Here is a 20,536-nt window from a genome sequence, read left to right on the forward strand (position 1 = left end):
ATGATGGGCATTCAGATCCTGCCTCCGCAATTAGCCAACCAAATTGCGGCGGGGGAAGTGGTTGAGAGACCCGCTTCCGTAGTCAAAGAATTGGTCGAGAATAGCCTCGACGCAGGAGCGAGCCGAGTCGATATTGAAATCGACAAAGGTGGTAGCAAGCTGATTAAAATTCGCGATAACGGATCTGGCATACCTAAAGATGAACTTGCGCTAGCCTTATCGCGCCATGCGACCTCAAAGTTACACACCTTAGACGATCTTGAAGCAATCCTTAGTTTTGGTTTCCGTGGTGAAGCGCTAGCCAGTATCAGCTCAATCTCACGTTTAACTTTAACTTCACGCACGGCTGAGCAAACCGAAGCGTGGCAAGCCCATGCTGAAGGTGCCGACATGGCAGTTAAAGTGATGCCCGCCGCGCATCCAGTAGGTTCGACGATTGAAGTGGTGGATTTATTCTTTAATACACCGGCTCGCAGACGCTTTTTAAAGAGTGACAAAACCGAATTTACCCATATAGATGAATGGTTAAAGCGCATTGCATTAGTGCGCGGCGATATTCATTTCACGTTGACGCATAACGGCAAGACAGTACGTAATTATCGTCCTGCCATGAATGAAGCCCAGTATTTACAGCGTTTGACGCAAGTGTGTGGCCGTTCATTTGCCGAGCAAGCGCTTAAGATTGAATGCCAACACGATGATTTACGCCTCAGTGGCTATTTGCAGTCACCTTGGTCACCGGTTATCAGCGATACCCATTACTTTTATGTCAATGGACGCCTTATCCGTGATCGCTTAGTCAATCATGCAGTGCGTCAAGCCTTTGCCCAAAAAGCAGAACTTGAGCAACCCGGCTACGTGCTGATGTTGGATATCGATCCCCATCAAGTGGATGTTAACGTGCATCCCGCTAAGCATGAGGTGCGATTCCATCAGAGTCGCTATGTGCATGATTATATTCTGCAAGCATTGCAATCGGCGCTGGAAGAAGCAGGAGAGCTCAACTTCGTTCACTCTAGTTCTTTGGATGAGGTTGAAGATGTGTTTGTGGATGCTCCAACAAGCGCAGCTGAAATATCTGTTCCTTTTGCACTTGGCGCTGATTCAGCTCTAGTTAATGCGCAAACTGATACACTTGAGTCTGCTCAAGATTCAGTAGCCCCTGCAGTTCAAGTAAAGTCTCTAGGCGCAGGACGAGAAGGCGCCAGTTTTGGCACTCAAACCAATGCTTTTGGCAGCATGACAATGCCAAGAGACAGCAGCCGTGGCAGTTATTCTGTAGGTGAATCTCGACAACGTACTGAATTACCGTCAAAGGCGGCAATAGCAAGTTATGGTGCTTTACTGCAAACCCCTTCTTACAGTGTAAAAGATCAAGATTATCAGTCTGTGTTACCTATGCCATCGATATTAGATGGGCAATATTGGGTGATGACGTCGGAAGATAAACTCAGTCTATTATCAATAAAATCAGTAGCATTGGCGACGCGATGCCAAGAGATTGAAGCTAAACTAGCGACGGGGTTAATTGGTCAGCCTTTATTGATGCCAGTGTCTGTCGCGGCTGATGCGGATTGGCAGGCTGTGCTCACTGAACACGACACGCTGATCCGCCAATTAGGTTTAGAACTAACAATTCGTTACCAGCAGTTGATTATTAAAAAAGTGCCCCCATATATCAGAGAGAGCCAGTTAGCCAAAGTGATCCCTGAGTGGCTACAATCGCTGCGTTTTGAAACACCTGCGCCGAGCGCATTGGCATTTTGGTTGGCAAAACACAGTTTAACGGGATTCGTTTCGGCACCAGAAGTCTGGGCAGCATTTTCGCAGTTAGCTGAAGAGAAAAAACAGCTTATTGCCTACAAAGCGATATTCTTACCTTGGCAATCGTGGCTAGAAGAGCAAGCAAGTGAATAAAGAATTACAGCCTAAAGTGTTATTTTTGATGGGGCCAACGGCCTCAGGTAAGACAGCTTTAGCATTAGAATTGGCCGAAAAGCATAACTGTGAAATTATTTCGGTCGATTCGGCATTAATTTATCGTGGTATGGACATTGGTAGTGCCAAGCCTTCAGCAGACGAACTGGCTCGCGGGCCGCACAGATTAATTGATATTCGAGATCCCAGTGAAAGCTATTCGGCAGCCGACTTTAGAGCCGATGCAATAGCCCAGATAGAAGAGATTGTCAGCATGGGGAAAACGCCAGTATTAGTTGGCGGAACCATGATGTATTTCAAAGCGTTACTCGAAGGTTTGTCACCTTTGCCGAGTGCGGATGAGGCCATTAGGGCCGAGATCCAAGCGGAGGCGGATGAAAAGGGATGGGAAGCACTGCATGACCAATTAAAGGAGATAGATCCCGTGTCGGCAGAAAGAATTCATCCTAATGATCCACAAAGACTTTCAAGAGCGCTGGAAGTCTATAGAATAAGCGGCAAGAGCATGACTGAGTTGACTCAGACCAAGTCAGCTCCCTTGCCTTATGACGTAGTGCAGTTTGCTATTGCACCGCGCGAGCGCAAAGTGTTACATGACTTAATAGCGCAACGTTTTGCGATTATGCTCAAACAGGGCTTTATTGAGGAAGTCACAGAGCTAAAAGCCCGCGGAGACTTGCATTTAGACTTGCCTTCAATGCGTTGTGTCGGTTATCGACAGTGCTGGCAATACCTAGATGGTGAGTTTGACTATGATACTATGGTCGAAAAAGCGGTTGCTGCTACTAGGCAATTGGCTAAGCGTCAATTAACATGGTTGCGGAGTTGGCCAGAGTTGAATTGGCTTGAAAGTGGTGCTGAGGGGAATTTAGTTATACTTATGCGTCAATGCCGCTAGCTTATTAGCCCTTGCTGTATAATACTAAAACTAAACAAAAAACTATCACTGATATCGATTTATTTTATATAAATTAAAAAAGGAAATAATAAAATGGCTAAGGGGCAATCTTTACAAGACCCATTTTTGAACGCATTGCGTCGCGAGCGCGTTCCTGTATCAATTTACTTGGTTAACGGCATTAAACTCCAAGGACAGGTAGAGTCGTTTGATCAATTTGTCATTCTGTTGAAAAATACAGTGAGCCAAATGGTTTATAAACACGCTATTTCTACTGTAGTGCCAGCACGCCCATTCAACGTTACTGGTCACCAAAATGCCCAAGGCGGATATGGTGCTCAAGATGATGCGCCTAGTGGCGAATAAGTATTATCTGAGGAGTTTGCTTCTTGTTTGATCGTTATGAGGCGGGAGAAACTGCGGTTCTTGTCCATATCGACTTTTCCGATGAGGAACGCCGAGAAGATTTAGTCGAGCTGCAGCTATTAGTAGAATCAGCTGGGGCAAGATCAGTCGGGGTGATTACTGGAAGTCGACGTTCACCGGATCGCAAATTTTTTGTGGGTTCTGGTAAAGCCGAAGAGTTAGCTGCATTAGTGGCGGCGACTGAAGCCAATGTGGTGATTTTTAATCATGCATTGAGTCCAGCCCAAGAGCGTAATCTTGAGCAAGTGTGTCAGTGTCGAGTGCTTGACCGTACGACACTTATTCTCGATATTTTTGCCCAAAGAGCGCGAACTCACGAAGGTAAGTTACAGGTGGAGCTAGCGCAATTGCGCCATATGTCGACTCGCCTGATCCGTGGTTGGACGCATCTTGAAAGGCAAAAGGGCGGTATTGGTTTACGTGGTCCAGGGGAAACCCAGCTCGAAACCGATAGACGTTTGCTCAGAGGACGGATTAAAAATATCAACAAACGTTTAGAGCGAGTTGATAAGCAACGTGAACAGAGTCGACGTGCACGTAAGCGTAGTGATTTGTCGACAGTTTCATTAGTCGGCTACACAAACGCGGGTAAATCAACGCTGTTTAATGCCCTAACATCATCTGATGTTTATGCTGCAGATCAGCTATTTGCCACACTCGATCCTACGCTAAGAAAGTTAGATTTACCTGATGGTGCCGTGATATTAGCGGATACTGTCGGGTTTATTCGTCATTTGCCCCATGATCTCGTTGCTGCATTTAAGGCAACCTTACAAGAGACAAGGCAAGCTGAGTTATTACTACACATAGTTGATTGTGCAGATGAAAACATGGCGGATAATTTTGATCAGGTTCAATCTGTACTGAAAGACATCCAAGCCGATGAAGTCATGCAACTTGTGGTCTGTAACAAAATCGATTTACTCGAGGATGTGACGCCAAGAATTGAATATAACGACATAGGCAAACCCGTTCGAGTTTGGGTTTCAGCACAGAAGCGTTTAGGATTTGATTTGCTATTGAAAGCCATCACTGAGCTTATTGGTGAGGTGATTAAAGAGCTAACACTTAGAATTCCGGCAACTGCTGGACATTATCTTGGCCAGTTTTATCGACTGGATGCGATACAGCAGAAAGAGTACGACGATCTGGGGAACTGTATTTTGTCTGTTCGTTTATCGGACGCCGATTGGCGCCGATTAACAAAACAGAGTCAGGGTGAGTTAGAAACCTTCATCTTCGAAGATTCGATAGATGAAGCTGTTTGTTAATAATCTAATTTATTTCATCCACTTATGGAGTGCTAAATGGCTTGGAACGAGCCCGGTAACAAGGGTAATGATCCTTGGGGAAATAAAGGTGGTAACGACAAAGGACCACCGGACCTTGACGAGGTTTTTCGTAATCTTTCAAAGCGCTTTGGCGGCAAAGGAAATGGCTCAGGCCAGTCTTTTAGTTCGTTTAGCCTAATCATCATTCTTGCTGTTGCTGTAGTTGTTTGGGGACTTTCGGGTTTTTATACAATTAAAGAAGCTGAGCGTGGTGTGGCACTGCGATTTGGTAAACACGCTGGCGAAATTGGCCCTGGACTTCATTGGAAAGCCACATTTATCGACCAAATTTATCCCGTCGACATTCAATCGGTTCGCTCTATTCCTGCGTCTGGTAGCATGCTGACATCCGATGAAAACGTCGTGAAAGTTGAGCTTGATGTTCAGTATCGTATTTTAGATGCTTACTCATATCTATTTAGTGCCGTCGATGCGAACGCCAGTTTGCGTGAAGCGACTGACAGTGCACTGCGTTATGTCATTGGACATAACAAGATGGATGATATTCTGACTACGGGCCGTGATGCTATTCGTCGCGATACGTGGAAAGAGTTAGAGCGCATTCTTGAACCGTACAAATTGGGTCTTGCTGTTGTTGACGTTAACTTCTTACCGGCACGTCCGCCAGAAGAAGTGAAAGACGCCTTCGATGATGCGATTTCTGCCCAAGAAGATGAACAACGTTTTATTCGTGAAGCTGAAGCTTATGCCCGTGAAATTGAACCAAAAGCTCGTGGTGAAGTTGAACGTATGGCGCAACAAGCGAATGCTTACAAAGAGCGTGAAGTCTTAGAAGCTCGCGGTAAAGTGGCTCGTTTTGAGTTGTTATTACCAGAGTATCAAGCTGCGCCTGAAGTGACTCGTAAGCGTTTGTATCTTGATACAATGCAGCAAGTGATGACAGATACGAATAAAGTGCTGATTGATGCTAAGAACAACGGCAACTTAATGTACCTACCGCTAGATAAGTTAATTCAGCAGAAGCCTGCGACAAATGAGCTGGAAGCTAAGCCACAGCAAAATGTTAATTCTTCATCTGTATCAACGACTCGCGCGAATGAGCCTTTGAGTGGACGTCCATCCCGCGATGATCGTACTCGCCAAGGGAGGGAGTAATCCATGGGTAGATTAAGCGTTATTCTTATCGCCGTGCTCTTAGGTATTGGTTTGTCATCTTTAATGGTGGTGAATGAAGGCGAGCGCGCTATTGTGGCGCGTTTCGGTGAAATTTTAAAAGACGACGTTGACGGTAAGCAAGTCACCCGCGTCTACGGCCCAGGTCTGCACATGAAAGTGCCTGTGATCGATAAAGTAAAATTACTCGATGCCCGTATTCAGACACTCGATGGTGCAGCTGATCGTTTTGTGACTTCAGAGAAGAAAGACCTTATGGTCGATTCCTATGTGAAGTGGCGCATTATGGATTTCGAAAAATATTACCTGTCTACAAACGGTGGTATTAAGTCGAATGCAGAATCGCTATTACAACGTAAGATCAACAACGATTTACGCACAGAGTTTGGTCGTCGCACTATTAGAGAGATTGTTTCTGGTAAGCGTGATGAACTGCAAAATGATGCGTTATCCAATGCCTCAGAAAGTGCAAAAGACTTAGGTATTGAAGTTGTTGATGTGCGTGTAAAGCAAATCAATCTACCGGCTAACGTCAGTAACAGTATTTACCAGCGTATGCGAGCAGAGCGTCAAGCTGTGGCAAAAGAGCATAGAGCGCAAGGTAAAGAACAGTCTGAAATTATTCGTGCAACGATAGATGCCAATGTGACGGTGAAGATTGCCGAAGCTGAACGTAAAGCCTTAACCATCCGAGGTGAAGGAGATGCGTTAGCAGCGAAGATATATTCTGATGCTTACAACAAAGATGCTGAGTTCTTCGGTTTTGTTCGTAGCTTAGAGGCTTATCGAGCCAGCTTCTCAGGTAAGTCCGATATTATGGTGTTAGAGCCTGATAGCGAGTTCTTCAAGTATATGAAGAGCACTGCACCTAAGAAGTAATGCATTAAAAGTATTGATTTAATAGGTCCTGTTACTCAGGGCCTATTTTTTTATCTGGTGATTGTTAACTTAGTTTGAAAAGTCTGGGCTAATTTATATTAGCGATGCATGCTTTATGCCGATATCACAGACAAGAAGCTTAAAATATGATCCAAATGAATTAAAATGGGTTAATAGTTGGGTCTTTTTTAGGCTTTTTTTAAAAAACACGCAATCTCCCTAACTTACTTGCGTGTTTTCACTATGATCTGCTTCTAATTTTTAGCTATAATGAGCCCCGCTTCAAACTTCGATTTTTGACCCTAGTGATGACTAAGGGCTGAAAGTCTTTGAAATATAAAAATTCCAACACCCTCTGGGAGATAAGTGGATGAGCAATGCGCCAGTCGATACCGGACGTCGCAGATTCCTGACAGCCGCAACCGCCGTAGTAGGTGGTGCTGGTGCCGTCGCTGTAGCGGTTCCTTTCATCAAGTCATGGAATCCGAGTGCCAAAGCGAAAGCTGCAGGTGCACCGGTCGAAGTAAATATCAGTAAAGTAGAGCCAGGTCAGCTGATCCGTGTTGAGTGGCGTGGAAAACCTGTATGGGTTGTCCGTCGCACAGATGCTGTGATCAATGAACTGCCAACACATGATGATAAGTTAAGAGATCCTGCTTCTGCTGAGATGCAGCAGCCTGATTATGCAACAAATCCTTTGCGCTCAATTAAGCCAGAGTATTTTATTGCTGTCGGTATTTGTACCCACCTCGGATGTTCACCTACTTATTTGCCAGATTCATTTGGTGAGCAAGTTGAAGGTGTCACTTCTGGTTTCTTCTGTCCATGTCATGGCTCTAAGTTCGATATGGCTGGTCGCGTTTTCCAAGGCGTACCTGCTCCATTGAACCTAGTTATCCCTCCACATCAATACGTTGATGATGGCACCGTGATTATCGGTGTAGATAAAGGAGTGGCGTAATGGTTAAGAATTTAATTAATTGGATTGATGCGCGTATCCCAATGACGGCGACTTATAACCGTCACGTGGGCCAGTACGCTACGCCAACTAACTTTAACTTTTGGTATTTTTTCGGTTCGCTAGCGATGTTGGTATTGGTTAACCAATTACTGACAGGTATCTGGTTGACGATGAACTATGTACCAACAGCAGAAGGTGCATTTGCCTCTGTTGAATACATAATGCGTGATGTTGAATACGGTTGGTTGCTGCGTTATATGCACTCAACGGGTGCATCAGCCTTCTTCGTTGTGATCTATCTGCACATGTTCCGTGGTTTAATTTACGGTTCATATCAGAAGCCTAGAGAACTACTGTGGCTGTTCGGTATGTTAATTTTCCTCGTGTTGATGGCCGAAGCCTTTATGGGTTATTTGCTGCCATGGGGTCAAATGTCATATTGGGGCGCGCAGGTAATTATCTCTCTGTTCGGTGCAATTCCAGTTATTGGTGACGACTTAACCCTGTGGATCCGTGGTGACTACGTGATCTCTGGCGCAACGCTGAACCGTTTCTTTGCGTTGCACGTTATTGCTCTGCCGCTAGTATTAGTCGTACTCGTGTTTTTACACTTAATTGCGTTGCATGAAGTGGGTTCTAACAACCCTGACGGTATCGAAATCAAGAAGAACAAAGACGAAAATGGCTGGCCAGTTGACGGTATTCCATTCCACCCATATTACACTGTAAAAGACATTATGGGCGTCGCGGGCTTCCTGATAGTGTTCTGCTATGTGTTGTTCTTTATTCCTGAAGGCGGTGGTTACTTCCTTGAAAAGCCAAACTTTGAAGCGGCTAACTCGATGAAGACACCTGAACACATTGCACCCGTTTGGTACTTCACTCCTTTTTACGCCATTTTACGTGCTGTGCCTGATAAATTGGGTGGCGTGATAATGATGGGTCTGTCGATTGCAGTACTGTTCGTATTGCCTTGGTTAGATCGCTGTAAAGTGAAGTCAGTTCGCTACCGTAGTACGCTACATAAGCTGAATATTGCTCAATTTGCTATATCTTTCATAGTATTGGGTTATTTAGGGGTAGTGCCTGCCACGCCGACGCTGACGATAGTTGCACAGGTGTTTACTTTCACTTACTTTGGTTTCTTTGTGGCGCTGTGGGTATACAGCAAGAATGAAAAAACTAAACCTGTTCCAGCGAGGTTGACACACTAATGAAAAAATTATTGATTGCATTAGTTGCCTTGTTGCCGACCTTGGCAATTGCCGCGAGCGGACACGTACATTTAGAAGATGCCAATGTTGATCTGCATGATAAAGCTTCTTTAGAACGTGGTGTGGACCTGTTCCAACATTACTGTTCTGGTTGCCATAGCACTCAGTATCAACGTTATGAACGTGTAGCAACCGATATCGGTATCTCTGCGGATGATATGCGTAATAAGTATATGTTCACCGATGCTAAAATTGGTGAGTTGATGCAAAACGCTATTCCACCTAAAGATGCTGCTAAATGGTTTGGTGCTACACCGCCAGACTTAACTTTAGTTGCTCGCGTGCGTGGTGAAGATTGGGTTTATTCCTATCTGAAAGGCTTCTATAAAGATCCAAGTCGCCCATTTGGTGTGAATAACACAGTATTCCCATCTGTTGGCATGCCACATGTACTCGAAGAGTTACAAGGCACACCAGTTAAACAAGAAGATGGCACTATTGTGGTGACTGGCGGTAAATTGAATGCGGAAGAATACGACCAAGCAGTACGTGATATCACTGGCTTCTTAGTTTATTCGGCTGAACCTGTTAAGCTAGAGCGTCAAGCTATGGGCTGGTGGGTACTCGGATTCCTATTTATATTCTTTATTGTGGCCTACCTCTTGAAGAAAGAGTATTGGAAAGATGTACACTAGGCACCAATAACGGGTAAAATGTAATATCCGCATAGTGTAAACGGGGGGCTTTGCCCCTCGTTTACTTTTGTTTTATTTCGATTCTGGAGGGTATCAATGGCTGTTGCTGCCAACAAACGCTCTATCATGACACTGTTTTCAGGTGCTGATGATCTGTATAGCCATCAAGTACGTATCGTGTTAGCTGAGAAAGGGGTTACTGTTGATGTTTTACAGGTCGACCCTAACGAAATGCCTGAGGATTTGCTCGAAGTAAATCCATATAACTCAGTGCCAACTTTGGTAGACCGTGAACTCGTTTTATACGAATCACGCATTATCATGGAATATTTGGATGAGCGTTTTCCTCATCCGCCTTTGATGCCAGTTTATCCAGTGTCTCGCGGCCAAAGCCGTTTGATGATGCATCGCATAGATACAGACTGGTATTCGCTCGTTGACCGTATCCGTAAAGGTGATCGTGTTGAAGCGGCTCGTAAAGAGTTGACTGAAAGCCTGATCGCAATTGCGCCTATCTTCGGTGAAGTGCCTTACTTCATGAGCGAAGAATTTGGTCTAGCGGATTGCTACCTTGGCCCATTGTTGTGGCGCTTACCTGTATTAGGTATTGAGCTAGATAGCCGTGTAGCTAAAGATATCAAAGCGTATATGACACGTATTTTTGAGCGTGAATCGTTTAAAGCTTCTTTAACTGAAGCCGAACGCGAAATGCGCATGGGTATGTAATGAAACCTTTGACTCCAAATCGTCCTTATTTACTAAGGGCTTACTATGATTGGTTGATGGACAACCAATTGACTCCTCACGTTGTGGTTGATGCCTTTGTTGAAGGCACTCAAGTACCGCAGCAATACGTGAAGGATGGCCAGATAGTGTTGAATATTGCTGCTGGCGCAGTGGGCAATTTGCAAATTAGCAATGAGTGTGTGGAGTTCAATGCGCGTTTTGGTGGTGTTCCTCAGCAGGTGATGTTGCCAATGGCGTCGATTGTCGCTATTTATGCCCGTGAAAACGGTGCTGGCACTGTCTTCGATATCGAAGATGCTTACCTGATGGACGATGAAGTCGATTCATCTTTATCTGTCGTTGAAACAACAGATAAAGCGTTTGAACCGACAGATGAGCCCCCTAAGCGTCGCAGTCATTTAACTGTGGTTAAATAACTGTGGTGAAATGCCCAAGTCGTTTAAAAACTAAGCCAGTCTAATGACTGGCTTTTTTGTCGCTGTATTTTATCGCCGTAATTGGTTAAACCTTAAGTACAAGGTGTGATAGCATTTGCGCCCGCATTCATCCGTTGGATATGCGTTACCTTTACCCATTTAGACCAATGGATCTTGTATGTTGCTAATGATCGATAATTACGACTCTTTCACCTTTAACTTAGTGCAGTATTTTCAGCAGCTAGGGCAAGAGATAGTAGTTAAACGTAATGATGAAATTAGCCTAGCCGACATTGAGGCGCTTGCGCCTAGTCATCTGGTGATTTCGCCCGGACCTTGCACACCTAATGAGGCGGGGATCTCCCTCGCGGCGATTGAACATTTTACTGCGCGCATGCCAATCTTAGGTGTCTGTTTGGGACATCAGGCGATGGCACAGGTTTTTGGTGCCAATGTCGTGCGTGCCGAGCGGGTAATGCACGGCAAGGTCAGTGCCATTACGCACACTGGACAGCGGTTATTTAAGGGATTAAATCAGCCTTTAACCGTGACACGTTATCATTCGTTACTGGTTGATGCTGTGCCTGACGGTTTTGTACTCGATGCTTGGTTTGATGATGCAATTCACGGCCGAGAAATCATGGGCATGAGCCATCAGGACTTACCACTTTATGGGGTGCAATTTCATCCCGAATCAATTCTTACCGAGCAAGGTCTCGAACTGTTAGCCAATTTTTTAGCGCAACCGGCTGTGCCCGTATAATTTTCTCGCCTTAAAAACTCTCCACACTATCAATTTCTGTTACAAGATTTATCCTTCTTTTAAGCAAGTTTAGCGATTAACTATGCTATAACTGCCGCAAAACTACGCGAATAGGCGAAACCAGCAAATAAGTAGACTGGGTCATTTAGCCATTGCGATAACAATAAAAGGAAGGATAAATGAGAAGCGTAATGCGAAATTTGGGTTTTAGTGCGTTAGCGGTTGCCGTATTGGCAGGGTGCGCAGCGACATCGACTGAAACTGCAACTCCCGTAATAGCTCCGCCAGCATTCCAAGTTCCCTTAGCCCAACCGCCACAAGTTTCACAGGCGCTTACGCTTAATCAAATTATGGCAAATCCTGATTGGATGGGGATCTTTGCCAAAGAGGCTTACTGGAGCGACGATAGCCAAAGCGTGCTGTTTGCCCGCCAAGCGAGTGCTTCACCTTTGCGTAGCTATTATCAGCAAGGCATCAATGACAGTCGCGCCGTAGAGCTAGCTCTCGATAAGTTACATGCCGCAGATCAGCAGTTTGGCGTGTTTGATCGCACTAAGTCCCACAAGGCCTATCTGTATCAGGGCAACATTTTTGTTAAGCAATTAAGCACAGGTAAAATTAGCCAATTGACTCGCCAGCGCACCGCCATCGATGGTGTGCGTTATCTCAATAATGGCGATATTGCCTATTGGCAGGGCGATAATGTTTTCCAGATCCATCAAGATTCTGGCTTAGTCGAGCAACTTGCTGAAATTAAAATGGCGAAAGCACCAGAAGCGGTAAAAGAGCCGACATCTTATATTGCGAAACAACAGCACAGATTGATTCAGTATGTAGCGCTGCAGCAAGAAAATGCTAAAGCTAAAGCGCAGTACCAAGATGAATTACAAAAAAATGATCCAACGCTCGCCGCCAGCACTTGGTATTTAGGCGATAGTGAAGTGGTGTCAGAGCTGAGTTTATCACCCGATGGCCGCTATATTTTAGTCGCGCTTACAGATAAAAATTACACAGGTAGCAGCGAACACGACATCATGCCTAATTACTTAGGTAGCGAAGGTTATATCGACCCTGTGCCAGTGCGCGCGCGCGTGGCTGAAGATACGCCACCAGGGCAACGTTTTGTTGTGCTTGATTTAAACCAACATAAAAAAGTCGATATCACAATCGAGGGCCTTACTGGTTTTGATGAAGATGTGCTAGCTAAAGTGAAAGCTGAAAATGCTAAAGCGAAAGGCGAAACTTATCAAAGCATTAAATCGCCACGTAAAATTCAGTTGATGCAGGATTGGGGCTGGACTCAGAGTGCGATTCAATGGCATGAGTCGGAAAATAAATTAGCCCTGATGCTAGAAGCAACTGATAACAAAGATCGCTGGATCGCCAGTGTCGATCTTGCTAAGGGTAAATTCATTACCGAACATCGTTTGCATGATGATGCATGGGTGAATTACGACTACAACCAATTCGGTTGGTTACCGGATACGGATACCTTGTATTACTTGTCAGAAGAGTCCGGTTATTCGCAGCTTTATATTAAAGCTCAAGGCGAAAAGCCGCGTGCGTTAACCCAAGGCAAGTTTGTGGTGAGTGATATTACGCTGTCACCGGATGCCAATTACATCTATTACAAAGCGAACCAGAGTCACCCCGGCATTTATAACGTTCACCGCGTGAATCTTGCCACAGGTAAAAATGAGCAACTAACCCAGTGGGATGGCAACTTAGATTACAGCTTAAGCCCCGATGGCACTCAGCTATTACTCAATGCTTCACGCCGTACTCAGCCAAATGAGCTTTATGTTCAACCCATTGGCGGCGAGTTAAAGCAGCTGACGTCTTATACCAGTGATGCCTTCAAAAATTACCCATGGCAAGCGCCAGAAGTGGTAGCAGTACCTTCAAATCATGGTGCTGGCAATGTGTACGCTCGAGTTTATCTGCCGCAAGGCTATGATAAGTCCCGCGCTGAGAAATATCCTGCGGTGATTTTCAATCACGGCGCAGGTTATCTGCAGAATGCCGATTATGGTTTTAGCGGTTATTTTCGCGAGTTTATGTTCCACAACCTGCTGACTCAACAAGGTTATGTTGTAATGGACATGGATTACCGTGGCTCTAAAGGTTACGGCCGAGATTGGCGCACCGCTATTTATCGCAATATGGGTCATCCAGAAGTGGAAGACTTAAAGGATGGCGTAACGTGGATGGCGACTCATACCCATATCGATACTAAGCGTGTCGGTACTTATGGTGGCTCTTACGGTGGATTCTTAACCTTTATGTCTTTGTTTACCGCGCCGGACTTGTTCCAAGCTGGAGCTGCATTGCGTCCTGTGGCGGACTGGGCACATTATAATGCGCCTTATACCTCTAATATCTTAAATACGCCTGATGTCGATCCTATCGCCTATGAGCGCAGCTCTCCTATTGAGCATGCCCAAGGATTAACTAAACCACTACTCATTATGAGTGGCGTAATGGACGACAACGTTTTCTTCCAAGACAGTGTGCGTATGGTACAGCGCCTCATTGAACTGGAAAAACCAACCTTTGAAATGGCGATTTATCCTGTTGAGCCCCATGGTTTCCGTCAACCTTCTAGCTGGTTAGATGAATACCGCCGCATCTATAAGTTATTTGAACAAGAACTCAAATAATTCAGTTCGATTTCTGTTAAAGGTCTCCTAGTCGAGGCCTTTTTATTGGGTAACTGACTAGGAAATATCCGATATAACTCTTTGTTTGCGTTCTGCGACTTTGCATTATTGCTAAGATTAAGTGTATGTGCTGAAATTGTAATGATTTTGAGAGTTTGATTGTGTTGACGTCACTCGGGCATTAGCGATATAGGAAAGATTTATAGTGGCGATTTCGGTTGCGGGCGGTGTAAGACCCGGCAAAATTATAGAGATAGAACATAGACTCTATCAACAATTGATCCTCGGAAAGCAAAAAGCGAGCCCGACTCTTTTGGATGAACTCGACCTTGAATTAGAGGCCGATGCAAATAAGTTAGATGTTGAACGCGAAGCCATTTTGGTGCGTTTGATGAAACAAATTAAAGCTAAAGAAGTGTTTGAAGCCGTATCGAGCCAGTTGCATGAAACTGTCATTAACGCCATCGAGCATCAACTCGCGTCCCCTGAATCTGTTTTGGCTAAGTCAGATATCAATGAGTCGCAAATCCTCTTGTTGGAATTATTGCTGGCAAAAAATCTCGATGCAACGCGATTAAGGCCATTGATCAGTAACTTAAGTTGGTTGTGCCGTGACTTAACCAACATGGTCAACAGCCCATCTTTTCGCGCTCGCCGGTCTCAGAGCTCAGATGTGCGGGTCACTGATATCAAATTAGTGATGAATTACATCGGTATCGAAAACCTTCGCACTATTATTCCTTACTTTTGTTTGCGAAATTGGCTTCCTAGTGGCAATGCTAAGTTGTTATGGACTACCCGTAAATTATGGCGCTACAGCATAGTCAGTGGCATAGCGGCAAATGCTTTAGCTCAGCTTCATAATACTGACTCAGCCTTGGTTTATAGTAGTGCCTTACTTAATCAGTTAGGCACATCCGTTGTATTGAGTTTAAGTGCCCGTTTATTCGACCAAACATGGGGATCTTGGATAAGAGAAGCCAGTAGCAGCCGTGATAAGGAAGTGTATGATGCGGTGATTGCCACTGAGTTTCCTGCTAAGGCCGTGTTTGAACAAGTGTTAAACCATGGTCTTAAACTTAATTGGCAATTATTAGAGTTACTTAAGTTTGAAGCGAGTCCCTTAACTCGGTTGTTAAAGGAGTTAGACCAAACCTTAAGCTATCGAGAATTGTCGCCTCAGTCGGCATTAGTCGCGCGGGCAAACTGTTATGCTAAGGTGGTATTGCTCGAAGAAATGCGTCAAATCGATCCCCAAGAAAAGCGCTTAATGTTTGATTATTATGAGTTAAATGAGCAAGAAGTACTGCGCTTAAAAGCACAAAACTATAGGAAGTTAGATCTGCTGTAATCCTCGGTCTGCTACGTAGCGCCATGATTGCGGCGTTTAAGTAGAGGAATGGATATGCCAAGCTGGCAAGCATCTGTACTAAATACCATTTTATCCTATGTCGCTAGGCCATCCATCAGTCGTGGACAGGCAAAAATGCCCTTAGCGCAAGTGCGTGAAAAGTTGCTTGAGCTTGATAGACGTTGGCTCCCTTGGCCGGATAAGTTAGTCAGCGCTACCATCCCCTTACAACACTCAAACTTGTTACATTATGTGCTTCTGAACGAACCTCCTCGCCTTGGAAATCTGTTTTATATCCGTGGCGGAGGCTTCTGTTTTAAAACGCCCCATGCCCATGCAAGACTGGTCGCAGATATCTGCCAGCGTTGTCAATTAGATGCTTATATTCCGGATTATCGTCTCGCACCAGAGTATCCTTTCCCCGCGCCATTTGATGATGTACTTGAAGCCTATAGGCGGTTAATTGAGCTGAAAGGCACGGAGAATTTGATCCTCATGGGTGACTCGGCGGGCGGCAATTTAGCACTGAGTTTGTTGCTGGAATTAAAACGTTTAGCCCTGCCTTTACCGACCGCCTGTATCTTGCTATCGCCCGCGTTAGACTTAGCGCTTACGGGGGATACTGAGTTGATACTCGCAGCCGACGATCCCTTCTTTACCATAGAGGCATTGCTGCGCTTACGTGGCGCTTATCTTGCGGGGGCCGATCCTATGTCTGCAAAAGTTTCCCCCTTACAGGGAAACTTGGCAGACCTGCCGCCTATCTTAGTGATTGCGGGTACGCGGGAGTTATTATTACAGGATTCTGAACGTTTAGTCGCCCAAATAAAAGCCTGTGGTGGTGAGATAACGGGCTGCTTTTACCCTAACATGCCCCATGTGTTTCCTTTGTTCAATTTATTGCCCGAAGCCCTTGAAGTGAGGTCGAAAATTGGCCATTTTGTGCTTTCACATTTGATTCGTTAAAATGGTGTAGTTATTCACATTCAGTGAATAGCTAGCAAAATGAGGGGTAAATAACTTTTTTTCTGACTAATTATGCTGCAAGCCACGGGCTTAACCGCTTGTATAGTTCTTAAACTGCAATCTTTATGCACTTTGGGTGGAAGTGCGTGGATTGATGTTTGTGAAAAACTGGTATTTTGATCACATTTTCGCTAATAATGGTTATTAATAGACACAAGCAATCCCAGTATCACTAACTCTAGATAAAGATACCTATGGGACTCTGACGGTGCAAGGCGCCGTTACACAAACACAAAGGACGAAGAAGAATGAGCGTTGATATGAAGTTGGACCGTGCCCAGTTTGACGCAGTGATGGTGCCTAATTATGCGCCTGCTGCCGTGATCCCTGTTCGTGGCGAAGGAAGCCGAGTTTGGGACCAAGAGGGCAACGAGTTTATCGATTTTGCTGGCGGTATTGCGGTAAATTGCTTAGGTCACTGTCATCCAGCCCTTGTGAATGCCCTTAAGACACAAGGTGAAAAATTATGGCATCTGTCAAACGTAATGACGAATGAGCCAGCCTTAGCATTAGCGACTAAATTAGTTAATAGCACGTTTGCCGACAAAGTGTATTTTGCCAACTCTGGCGCCGAAGCCAACGAAGCCGCATTAAAACTTGCCCGTCGTTATGCCTTAGAAAAACATGGCGTTGAGAAAGATGAAATCATAGCGTTCGATAAAGCTTTCCACGGCCGTACATTCTTCACCGTCAGTGTCGGTGGACAAGCTGCCTATTCCGATGGCTTTGGTCCTAAGCCGCAGAGCATTACTCACCTGCCATTTAACGATGTTGCCGCCTTAGAAGCCGCAGTAACCGATAAGACTTGCGCCATCATGCTTGAGCCGCTGCAAGGCGAGGGCGGTATTATTGATGCCGATCCTGCATTCCTAAAAGCCGTGCGTGAATTGGCTAATAAGCACAATGCACTAGTGATTTTTGATGAAGTCCAAACAGGTGTGGGCCGTACTGGTGAACTGTACGCTTACATGGGTACTGAAATCGTGCCTGACATCTTAACCACAGCTAAAGCGCTCGGTGGTGGTTTCCCTATCGCAGCTATGCTGACAACGGCTGAGATTGCCGAGCATTTAAAAGTGGGCACTCACGGTTCTACCTACGGTGGTAACCCATTAGCCTGCGCTATCGGTAATGCTGTGTTAGATGTAGTGAACACACCTGAAGTGTTAGATGGCGTAAAACATCGCGAGCAGTTATTGCGTGATGGTTTGAACAAAATCAATGAAAAATATCATGTTTTTTCAGAAGTACGCGGTAAAGGTTTACTCTTAGGGGCCGTTCTTAATGAACAATACCAAGGTCGTTCACGCGACTTTTTGGTGGCCTCTGTCGCTGAAGGCTTAATGAGCCTGATGGCGGGTGCTAACGTGGTGCGTTTTGCTCCTTCTCTGGTGATCCCTGAGGCTGATATTGCTGAAGGTCTAGCTCGTTTTGAACGTGCTGTGGCGAGCATAGCTGCCGCCTAAATGACCAAAGGAGTGCTGAATTTATTCGCACTCCTTTTTTGTCAGGGAATACTTACCTGCATCACTACCTGTCTTTTTGAAGAGAGGTGCCTTGATGCACGGTAAGCCAAAGTGAGGAGACACTAAGATGTTAATCATACGTCCTATTCAGGCTGGCGATTTTGAGGCCTTATATCAAATTGCCGAAGAGTCTGGTCATGGTTTTACGTCATTACCTGTGAATGCGGATCTGCTCAGACATAAAATTGCTCGAGCAGAAGCCTCATTCGTCAAAGCCGTAGAGACTCCCTTCGATGAAGGTTATCTAATGGTGTTGGAAGATACCGATACCCGTGAAGTGGTGGGAACGTGCGCCATCGAAGCGGCGGTGGGAATGGAAGATGCGTTCTACCATTATCGACTCGGTACCGAAGTCTATCATTCTGAGCAAATTGACGTGCGTAACGAGGTCGAAACACTCACCCTTTGCCATGACTACACTGGTGCTGCTGAGATGTGCACGCTGTTTTTGCGTGAAGCATATCGCAAGGGCAACAATGGCCGTATGTTATCCCGCAGTCGATTTCTGTTTTTAGCTCAACATGCGAAGCGTTTTGGCGAAACTGTGATTGCCGAAATGCGCGGTGTAAGCGACGCCGAGGGGCATTCACCTTTTTATGGTTGGTTGCAAAAACACTTTTTGGGCATAGATTTTATTCAGGCGGATTATCTTTCTGGCTTAGGTAAAAAGGCATTTATGGCCGAAATGATGCCACGAAATCCTGTCTACGTTTGTCTGTTGCCGGAAGAAGCGCAGAAAGTGATTGGCGAAGTGCATACCAATACCCGTCCGGCATTAAGTCTGCTGCAGGCCGAAGGTTTTAGATGCCGCGGTTATGTGGATATTTTTGATGGTGGTCCAACGGTTGAGTGTCGTTTATCGGACATTCGCGGCGTGCGTGAAAGCCGTTTATTAACCGTCGATATTGGTGACATGGTCGAAGCCGACACTCAATTTATTATCTCAAATACCCAATTAGCCAATTACCGAGCGACGTCTGCTGCATTGGCCGTGGACGACAAATCCGAACATATCATCATTAGCCCTGAGCTGGCCGCGGGTTTGTTACTCGCAAAAGGCGATCAAATCCGTATTTTGGCAATGTAGGAATAACCAATGACACATTATATTCAAGGCCAGTGGCATGCTGGCAAAGGTCATGACGTGACCTCAATTAACCCTGCCAATGCACAATCTATTTGGACTGGTAAAACGGCCACTGCAGAACAAGTTAATGCCGCCGTTGATGCTGCGCGCGCCGCACAGTTTGATTGGTTTATGTTAGGTTTTGATGCGCGTTTAGCCATAGTTGAAGCGTATCGCAGCCAACTCGAAGCCAATAAAGCGGAACTAGCAGAAACGATTGCCCAAGAAACGGGTAAACCTCAGTGGGAAACCGCGACTGAAGTCGGTGCCATGATAGGCAAAATTGCTTTATCGGCTGCGGCTTACAATAAACGTACGGGCACAGAAGCCAACGATACGCCAGCAGGACGTGCGGTTATCCGCCATAAGCCCCACGGTGTTGTGGCGGTGTTCGGTCCTTACAACTTCCCTGGTCATTTGCCGAACGGCCACATAGTCCCTGCGCTGCTGGCGGGGAATACCGTGATTTTCAAACCTTCAGAGCTCACGCCTAAAGTCGCTGAGCTGATGGTTAGCCTATGGGATAAAGCGGGTCTGCCTGCTGGCGTGCTTAACTTAGTTCAAGGTGAGGTGGATACGGGTAAGGCACTGGCTTCTCACCCGCAGCTCGATGGTCTGTTCTTTACTGGCAGCTCACGCACAGGTCATTTTTTACATCAACAATATGCCGGTCATCCGGGCAAGATTTTAGCACTTGAGATGGGGGGTAATAACCCACTGATCATCAAAGGTGTGCAGGATATTAAGGCCGCAGTGCACGATATTTTGCAGTCGGCTTATATTTCATCTGGCCAACGTTGCACTTGTGCGCGCCGTTTATATGTCGAGCAAGGCGAGCAGGGCGATGCGCTGATTGCCATGTTAGTCGATGCGGTTAAACAGATTAAAGTCGGTCCTTGGAATGCGCAGCCACAACCTTTTATGGGCTCAATGATTTCTGAAACTGCCGCTAAGGGTATGGTTGCGGCGCAGGCGAATCTGTTGAACTTAGGCGGCGTGTCTTTGGTCGAGTTGACCCATCTAGAAGCGGGTACAGGCTTAGTGTCTCCTGGCCTTATCGATGTGACAGCGATCGATGCATTGCCGGATGAAGAATACTTCGGACCTCTACTGCAGCTGGTGCGTTACAGTGATTTTGATCAAGCGATCAAATTGGCTAACCAAACGCGTTACGGCTTGTCTGCGGGATTACTTGCCGATAGCCGTGAAGATTATGATTATTTCCTCGCGCGTATTCGTGCTGGCATTGTTAACTGGAACAAACAAATCACTGGCGCATCGGGCGCGGCACCTTTTGGTGGTGTTGGGGCTTCGGGTAACCACAGAGCGAGTGCTTTCTATGCCGCCGATTACTGTGCTTATCCGGTCGCTTCGGTCGAGGCTGATGCCGTGAGTTTACCCGCGACATTAAGCCCAGGTTTGAGCTTGTAAGCGGGTAGGGATTT

At 45.7% G+C, this 20,536-nt stretch carries 18 protein-coding genes; all 18 read left to right on the plus strand.

The window, feature by feature from the left end; all coding sequences use genetic code 11:
* The 18 genes from mutL (at position 1) to astD (ending at position 20,522) form a co-directional block, all read left to right on the plus strand.
* On the plus strand, positions 1-1,917 hold the full coding sequence (gene mutL, locus HUB64_RS02250) for a DNA mismatch repair endonuclease MutL (RefSeq protein ID WP_173496270.1): 1,917 nt from the start codon (positions 1-3) through the stop codon (positions 1,915-1,917).
* Complete coding sequence (gene miaA, locus HUB64_RS02255) at positions 1,910-2,836, plus strand: tRNA (adenosine(37)-N6)-dimethylallyltransferase MiaA (protein ID WP_173496271.1); 927 nt, start codon at positions 1,910-1,912, stop codon at positions 2,834-2,836. The genes mutL and miaA overlap by 8 nt, the downstream gene beginning before the upstream one ends.
* A gap of 93 nt (positions 2,837-2,929) precedes the next feature.
* The gene (gene hfq, locus HUB64_RS02260; RefSeq protein ID WP_006084207.1) at positions 2,930-3,202 is read left to right on the plus strand and encodes an RNA chaperone Hfq; all 273 of its coding nucleotides are present in this window, start codon (positions 2,930-2,932) and stop codon (positions 3,200-3,202) included.
* A gap of 23 nt (positions 3,203-3,225) precedes the next feature.
* On the plus strand, positions 3,226-4,533 hold the full coding sequence (gene hflX, locus HUB64_RS02265; RefSeq protein WP_028761769.1) for a ribosome rescue GTPase HflX: 1,308 nt from the start codon (positions 3,226-3,228) through the stop codon (positions 4,531-4,533).
* A gap of 36 nt (positions 4,534-4,569) precedes the next feature.
* Positions 4,570-5,709: an FtsH protease activity modulator HflK gene (gene hflK / locus HUB64_RS02270; protein WP_028761770.1), complete on the plus strand. Its 1,140-nt coding sequence runs from the start codon at positions 4,570-4,572 to the stop codon at positions 5,707-5,709.
* 3 nt (positions 5,710-5,712) lie between these two features.
* A complete protein-coding gene (hflC, locus tag HUB64_RS02275) occupies positions 5,713-6,606 on the plus strand; it encodes a protease modulator HflC (protein ID WP_113939145.1) in 894 nt (297 codons plus the stop codon).
* 370 nt (positions 6,607-6,976) lie between these two features.
* Positions 6,977-7,567 (plus strand): ubiquinol-cytochrome c reductase iron-sulfur subunit, encoded by a 591-nt coding sequence (petA, locus tag HUB64_RS02280; RefSeq protein ID WP_006080059.1) that lies wholly within the window; start codon positions 6,977-6,979, stop codon positions 7,565-7,567.
* Positions 7,567-8,781, plus strand: coding sequence for a cytochrome bc complex cytochrome b subunit (locus tag HUB64_RS02285; RefSeq protein ID WP_105250274.1), 1,215 nt, complete (start codon positions 7,567-7,569; stop codon positions 8,779-8,781). The genes petA and HUB64_RS02285 overlap by 1 nt, the downstream gene beginning before the upstream one ends.
* Entirely contained in the window at positions 8,781-9,476 is a 696-nt protein-coding gene (locus HUB64_RS02290; protein ID WP_131523976.1) for a cytochrome c1, read from the plus strand. Before HUB64_RS02285 ends, HUB64_RS02290 begins: the two co-directional genes overlap by 1 nt.
* A 96-nt stretch (positions 9,477-9,572) precedes the next feature.
* Complete coding sequence (gene sspA / locus HUB64_RS02295; RefSeq protein ID WP_006080065.1) at positions 9,573-10,202, plus strand: stringent starvation protein SspA; 630 nt, start codon at positions 9,573-9,575, stop codon at positions 10,200-10,202.
* Entirely contained in the window at positions 10,202-10,639 is a 438-nt protein-coding gene (locus HUB64_RS02300; protein WP_105250272.1) for a ClpXP protease specificity-enhancing factor, read from the plus strand. The genes sspA and HUB64_RS02300 overlap by 1 nt, the downstream gene beginning before the upstream one ends.
* 178 nt (positions 10,640-10,817) lie before the next feature.
* A complete protein-coding gene (locus tag HUB64_RS02305; RefSeq protein ID WP_173496272.1) occupies positions 10,818-11,402 on the plus strand; it encodes an aminodeoxychorismate/anthranilate synthase component II in 585 nt (194 codons plus the stop codon).
* A gap of 179 nt (positions 11,403-11,581) precedes the next feature.
* On the plus strand, positions 11,582-14,062 hold the full coding sequence (locus HUB64_RS02310; protein WP_173496273.1) for a prolyl oligopeptidase family serine peptidase: 2,481 nt from the start codon (positions 11,582-11,584) through the stop codon (positions 14,060-14,062).
* 205 nt (positions 14,063-14,267) lie between these two features.
* Positions 14,268-15,413, plus strand: coding sequence for an HDOD domain-containing protein (locus HUB64_RS02315; protein ID WP_173496274.1), 1,146 nt, complete (start codon positions 14,268-14,270; stop codon positions 15,411-15,413).
* Between the two features lie 54 nt (positions 15,414-15,467).
* Complete coding sequence (locus HUB64_RS02320; RefSeq protein WP_173496275.1) at positions 15,468-16,379, plus strand: alpha/beta hydrolase; 912 nt, start codon at positions 15,468-15,470, stop codon at positions 16,377-16,379.
* A 308-nt stretch (positions 16,380-16,687) separates the two neighbouring features.
* Positions 16,688-17,905, plus strand: coding sequence for an aspartate aminotransferase family protein (locus HUB64_RS02325; protein WP_105250267.1), 1,218 nt, complete (start codon positions 16,688-16,690; stop codon positions 17,903-17,905).
* Positions 17,906-18,032: 127 nt separating this feature from the next.
* Positions 18,033-19,052 (plus strand): arginine N-succinyltransferase, encoded by a 1,020-nt coding sequence (gene astA, locus HUB64_RS02330; protein ID WP_105250266.1) that lies wholly within the window; start codon positions 18,033-18,035, stop codon positions 19,050-19,052.
* Between the two features lie 9 nt (positions 19,053-19,061).
* Complete coding sequence (gene astD / locus HUB64_RS02335; protein WP_173247537.1) at positions 19,062-20,522, plus strand: succinylglutamate-semialdehyde dehydrogenase; 1,461 nt, start codon at positions 19,062-19,064, stop codon at positions 20,520-20,522.
* Positions 20,523-20,536 lie beyond the last annotated feature (14 nt).

Source organism: Shewanella sp. ISTPL2 (genome assembly GCF_013283205.1).
GTDB lineage: Bacteria > Pseudomonadota > Gammaproteobacteria > Enterobacterales > Shewanellaceae > Shewanella > Shewanella oncorhynchi.

Bases quoted from the DNA above. Each gene is read 5' to 3' on its own strand.
- astA (WP_105250266.1), top strand. From the start codon at position 18,033: ATGTTAATCATACGTCCTATTCAGGCTGGCGATTTTGAGGCCTTATAT.
- HUB64_RS02320 (WP_173496275.1), top strand. From the start codon at position 15,468: ATGCCAAGCTGGCAAGCATCTGTACTAAATACCATTTTATCCTATGTC.
- hfq (WP_006084207.1), top strand. From the start codon at position 2,930: ATGGCTAAGGGGCAATCTTTACAAGACCCATTTTTGAACGCATTGCGT.
- HUB64_RS02310 (WP_173496273.1), top strand. From the start codon at position 11,582: ATGAGAAGCGTAATGCGAAATTTGGGTTTTAGTGCGTTAGCGGTTGCC.
- astD (WP_173247537.1), top strand. From the start codon at position 19,062: ATGACACATTATATTCAAGGCCAGTGGCATGCTGGCAAAGGTCATGAC.
- sspA (WP_006080065.1), top strand. From the start codon at position 9,573: ATGGCTGTTGCTGCCAACAAACGCTCTATCATGACACTGTTTTCAGGT.
- HUB64_RS02290 (WP_131523976.1), top strand. From the start codon at position 8,781: ATGAAAAAATTATTGATTGCATTAGTTGCCTTGTTGCCGACCTTGGCA.
- petA (WP_006080059.1), top strand. From the start codon at position 6,977: ATGAGCAATGCGCCAGTCGATACCGGACGTCGCAGATTCCTGACAGCC.
- HUB64_RS02285 (WP_105250274.1), top strand. From the start codon at position 7,567: ATGGTTAAGAATTTAATTAATTGGATTGATGCGCGTATCCCAATGACG.
- mutL (WP_173496270.1), top strand. From the start codon at position 1: ATGATGGGCATTCAGATCCTGCCTCCGCAATTAGCCAACCAAATTGCG.
- HUB64_RS02325 (WP_105250267.1), top strand. From the start codon at position 16,688: ATGAGCGTTGATATGAAGTTGGACCGTGCCCAGTTTGACGCAGTGATG.
- HUB64_RS02300 (WP_105250272.1), top strand. From the start codon at position 10,202: ATGAAACCTTTGACTCCAAATCGTCCTTATTTACTAAGGGCTTACTAT.
- hflK (WP_028761770.1), top strand. From the start codon at position 4,570: ATGGCTTGGAACGAGCCCGGTAACAAGGGTAATGATCCTTGGGGAAAT.
- hflC (WP_113939145.1), top strand. From the start codon at position 5,713: ATGGGTAGATTAAGCGTTATTCTTATCGCCGTGCTCTTAGGTATTGGT.
- HUB64_RS02305 (WP_173496272.1), top strand. From the start codon at position 10,818: ATGTTGCTAATGATCGATAATTACGACTCTTTCACCTTTAACTTAGTG.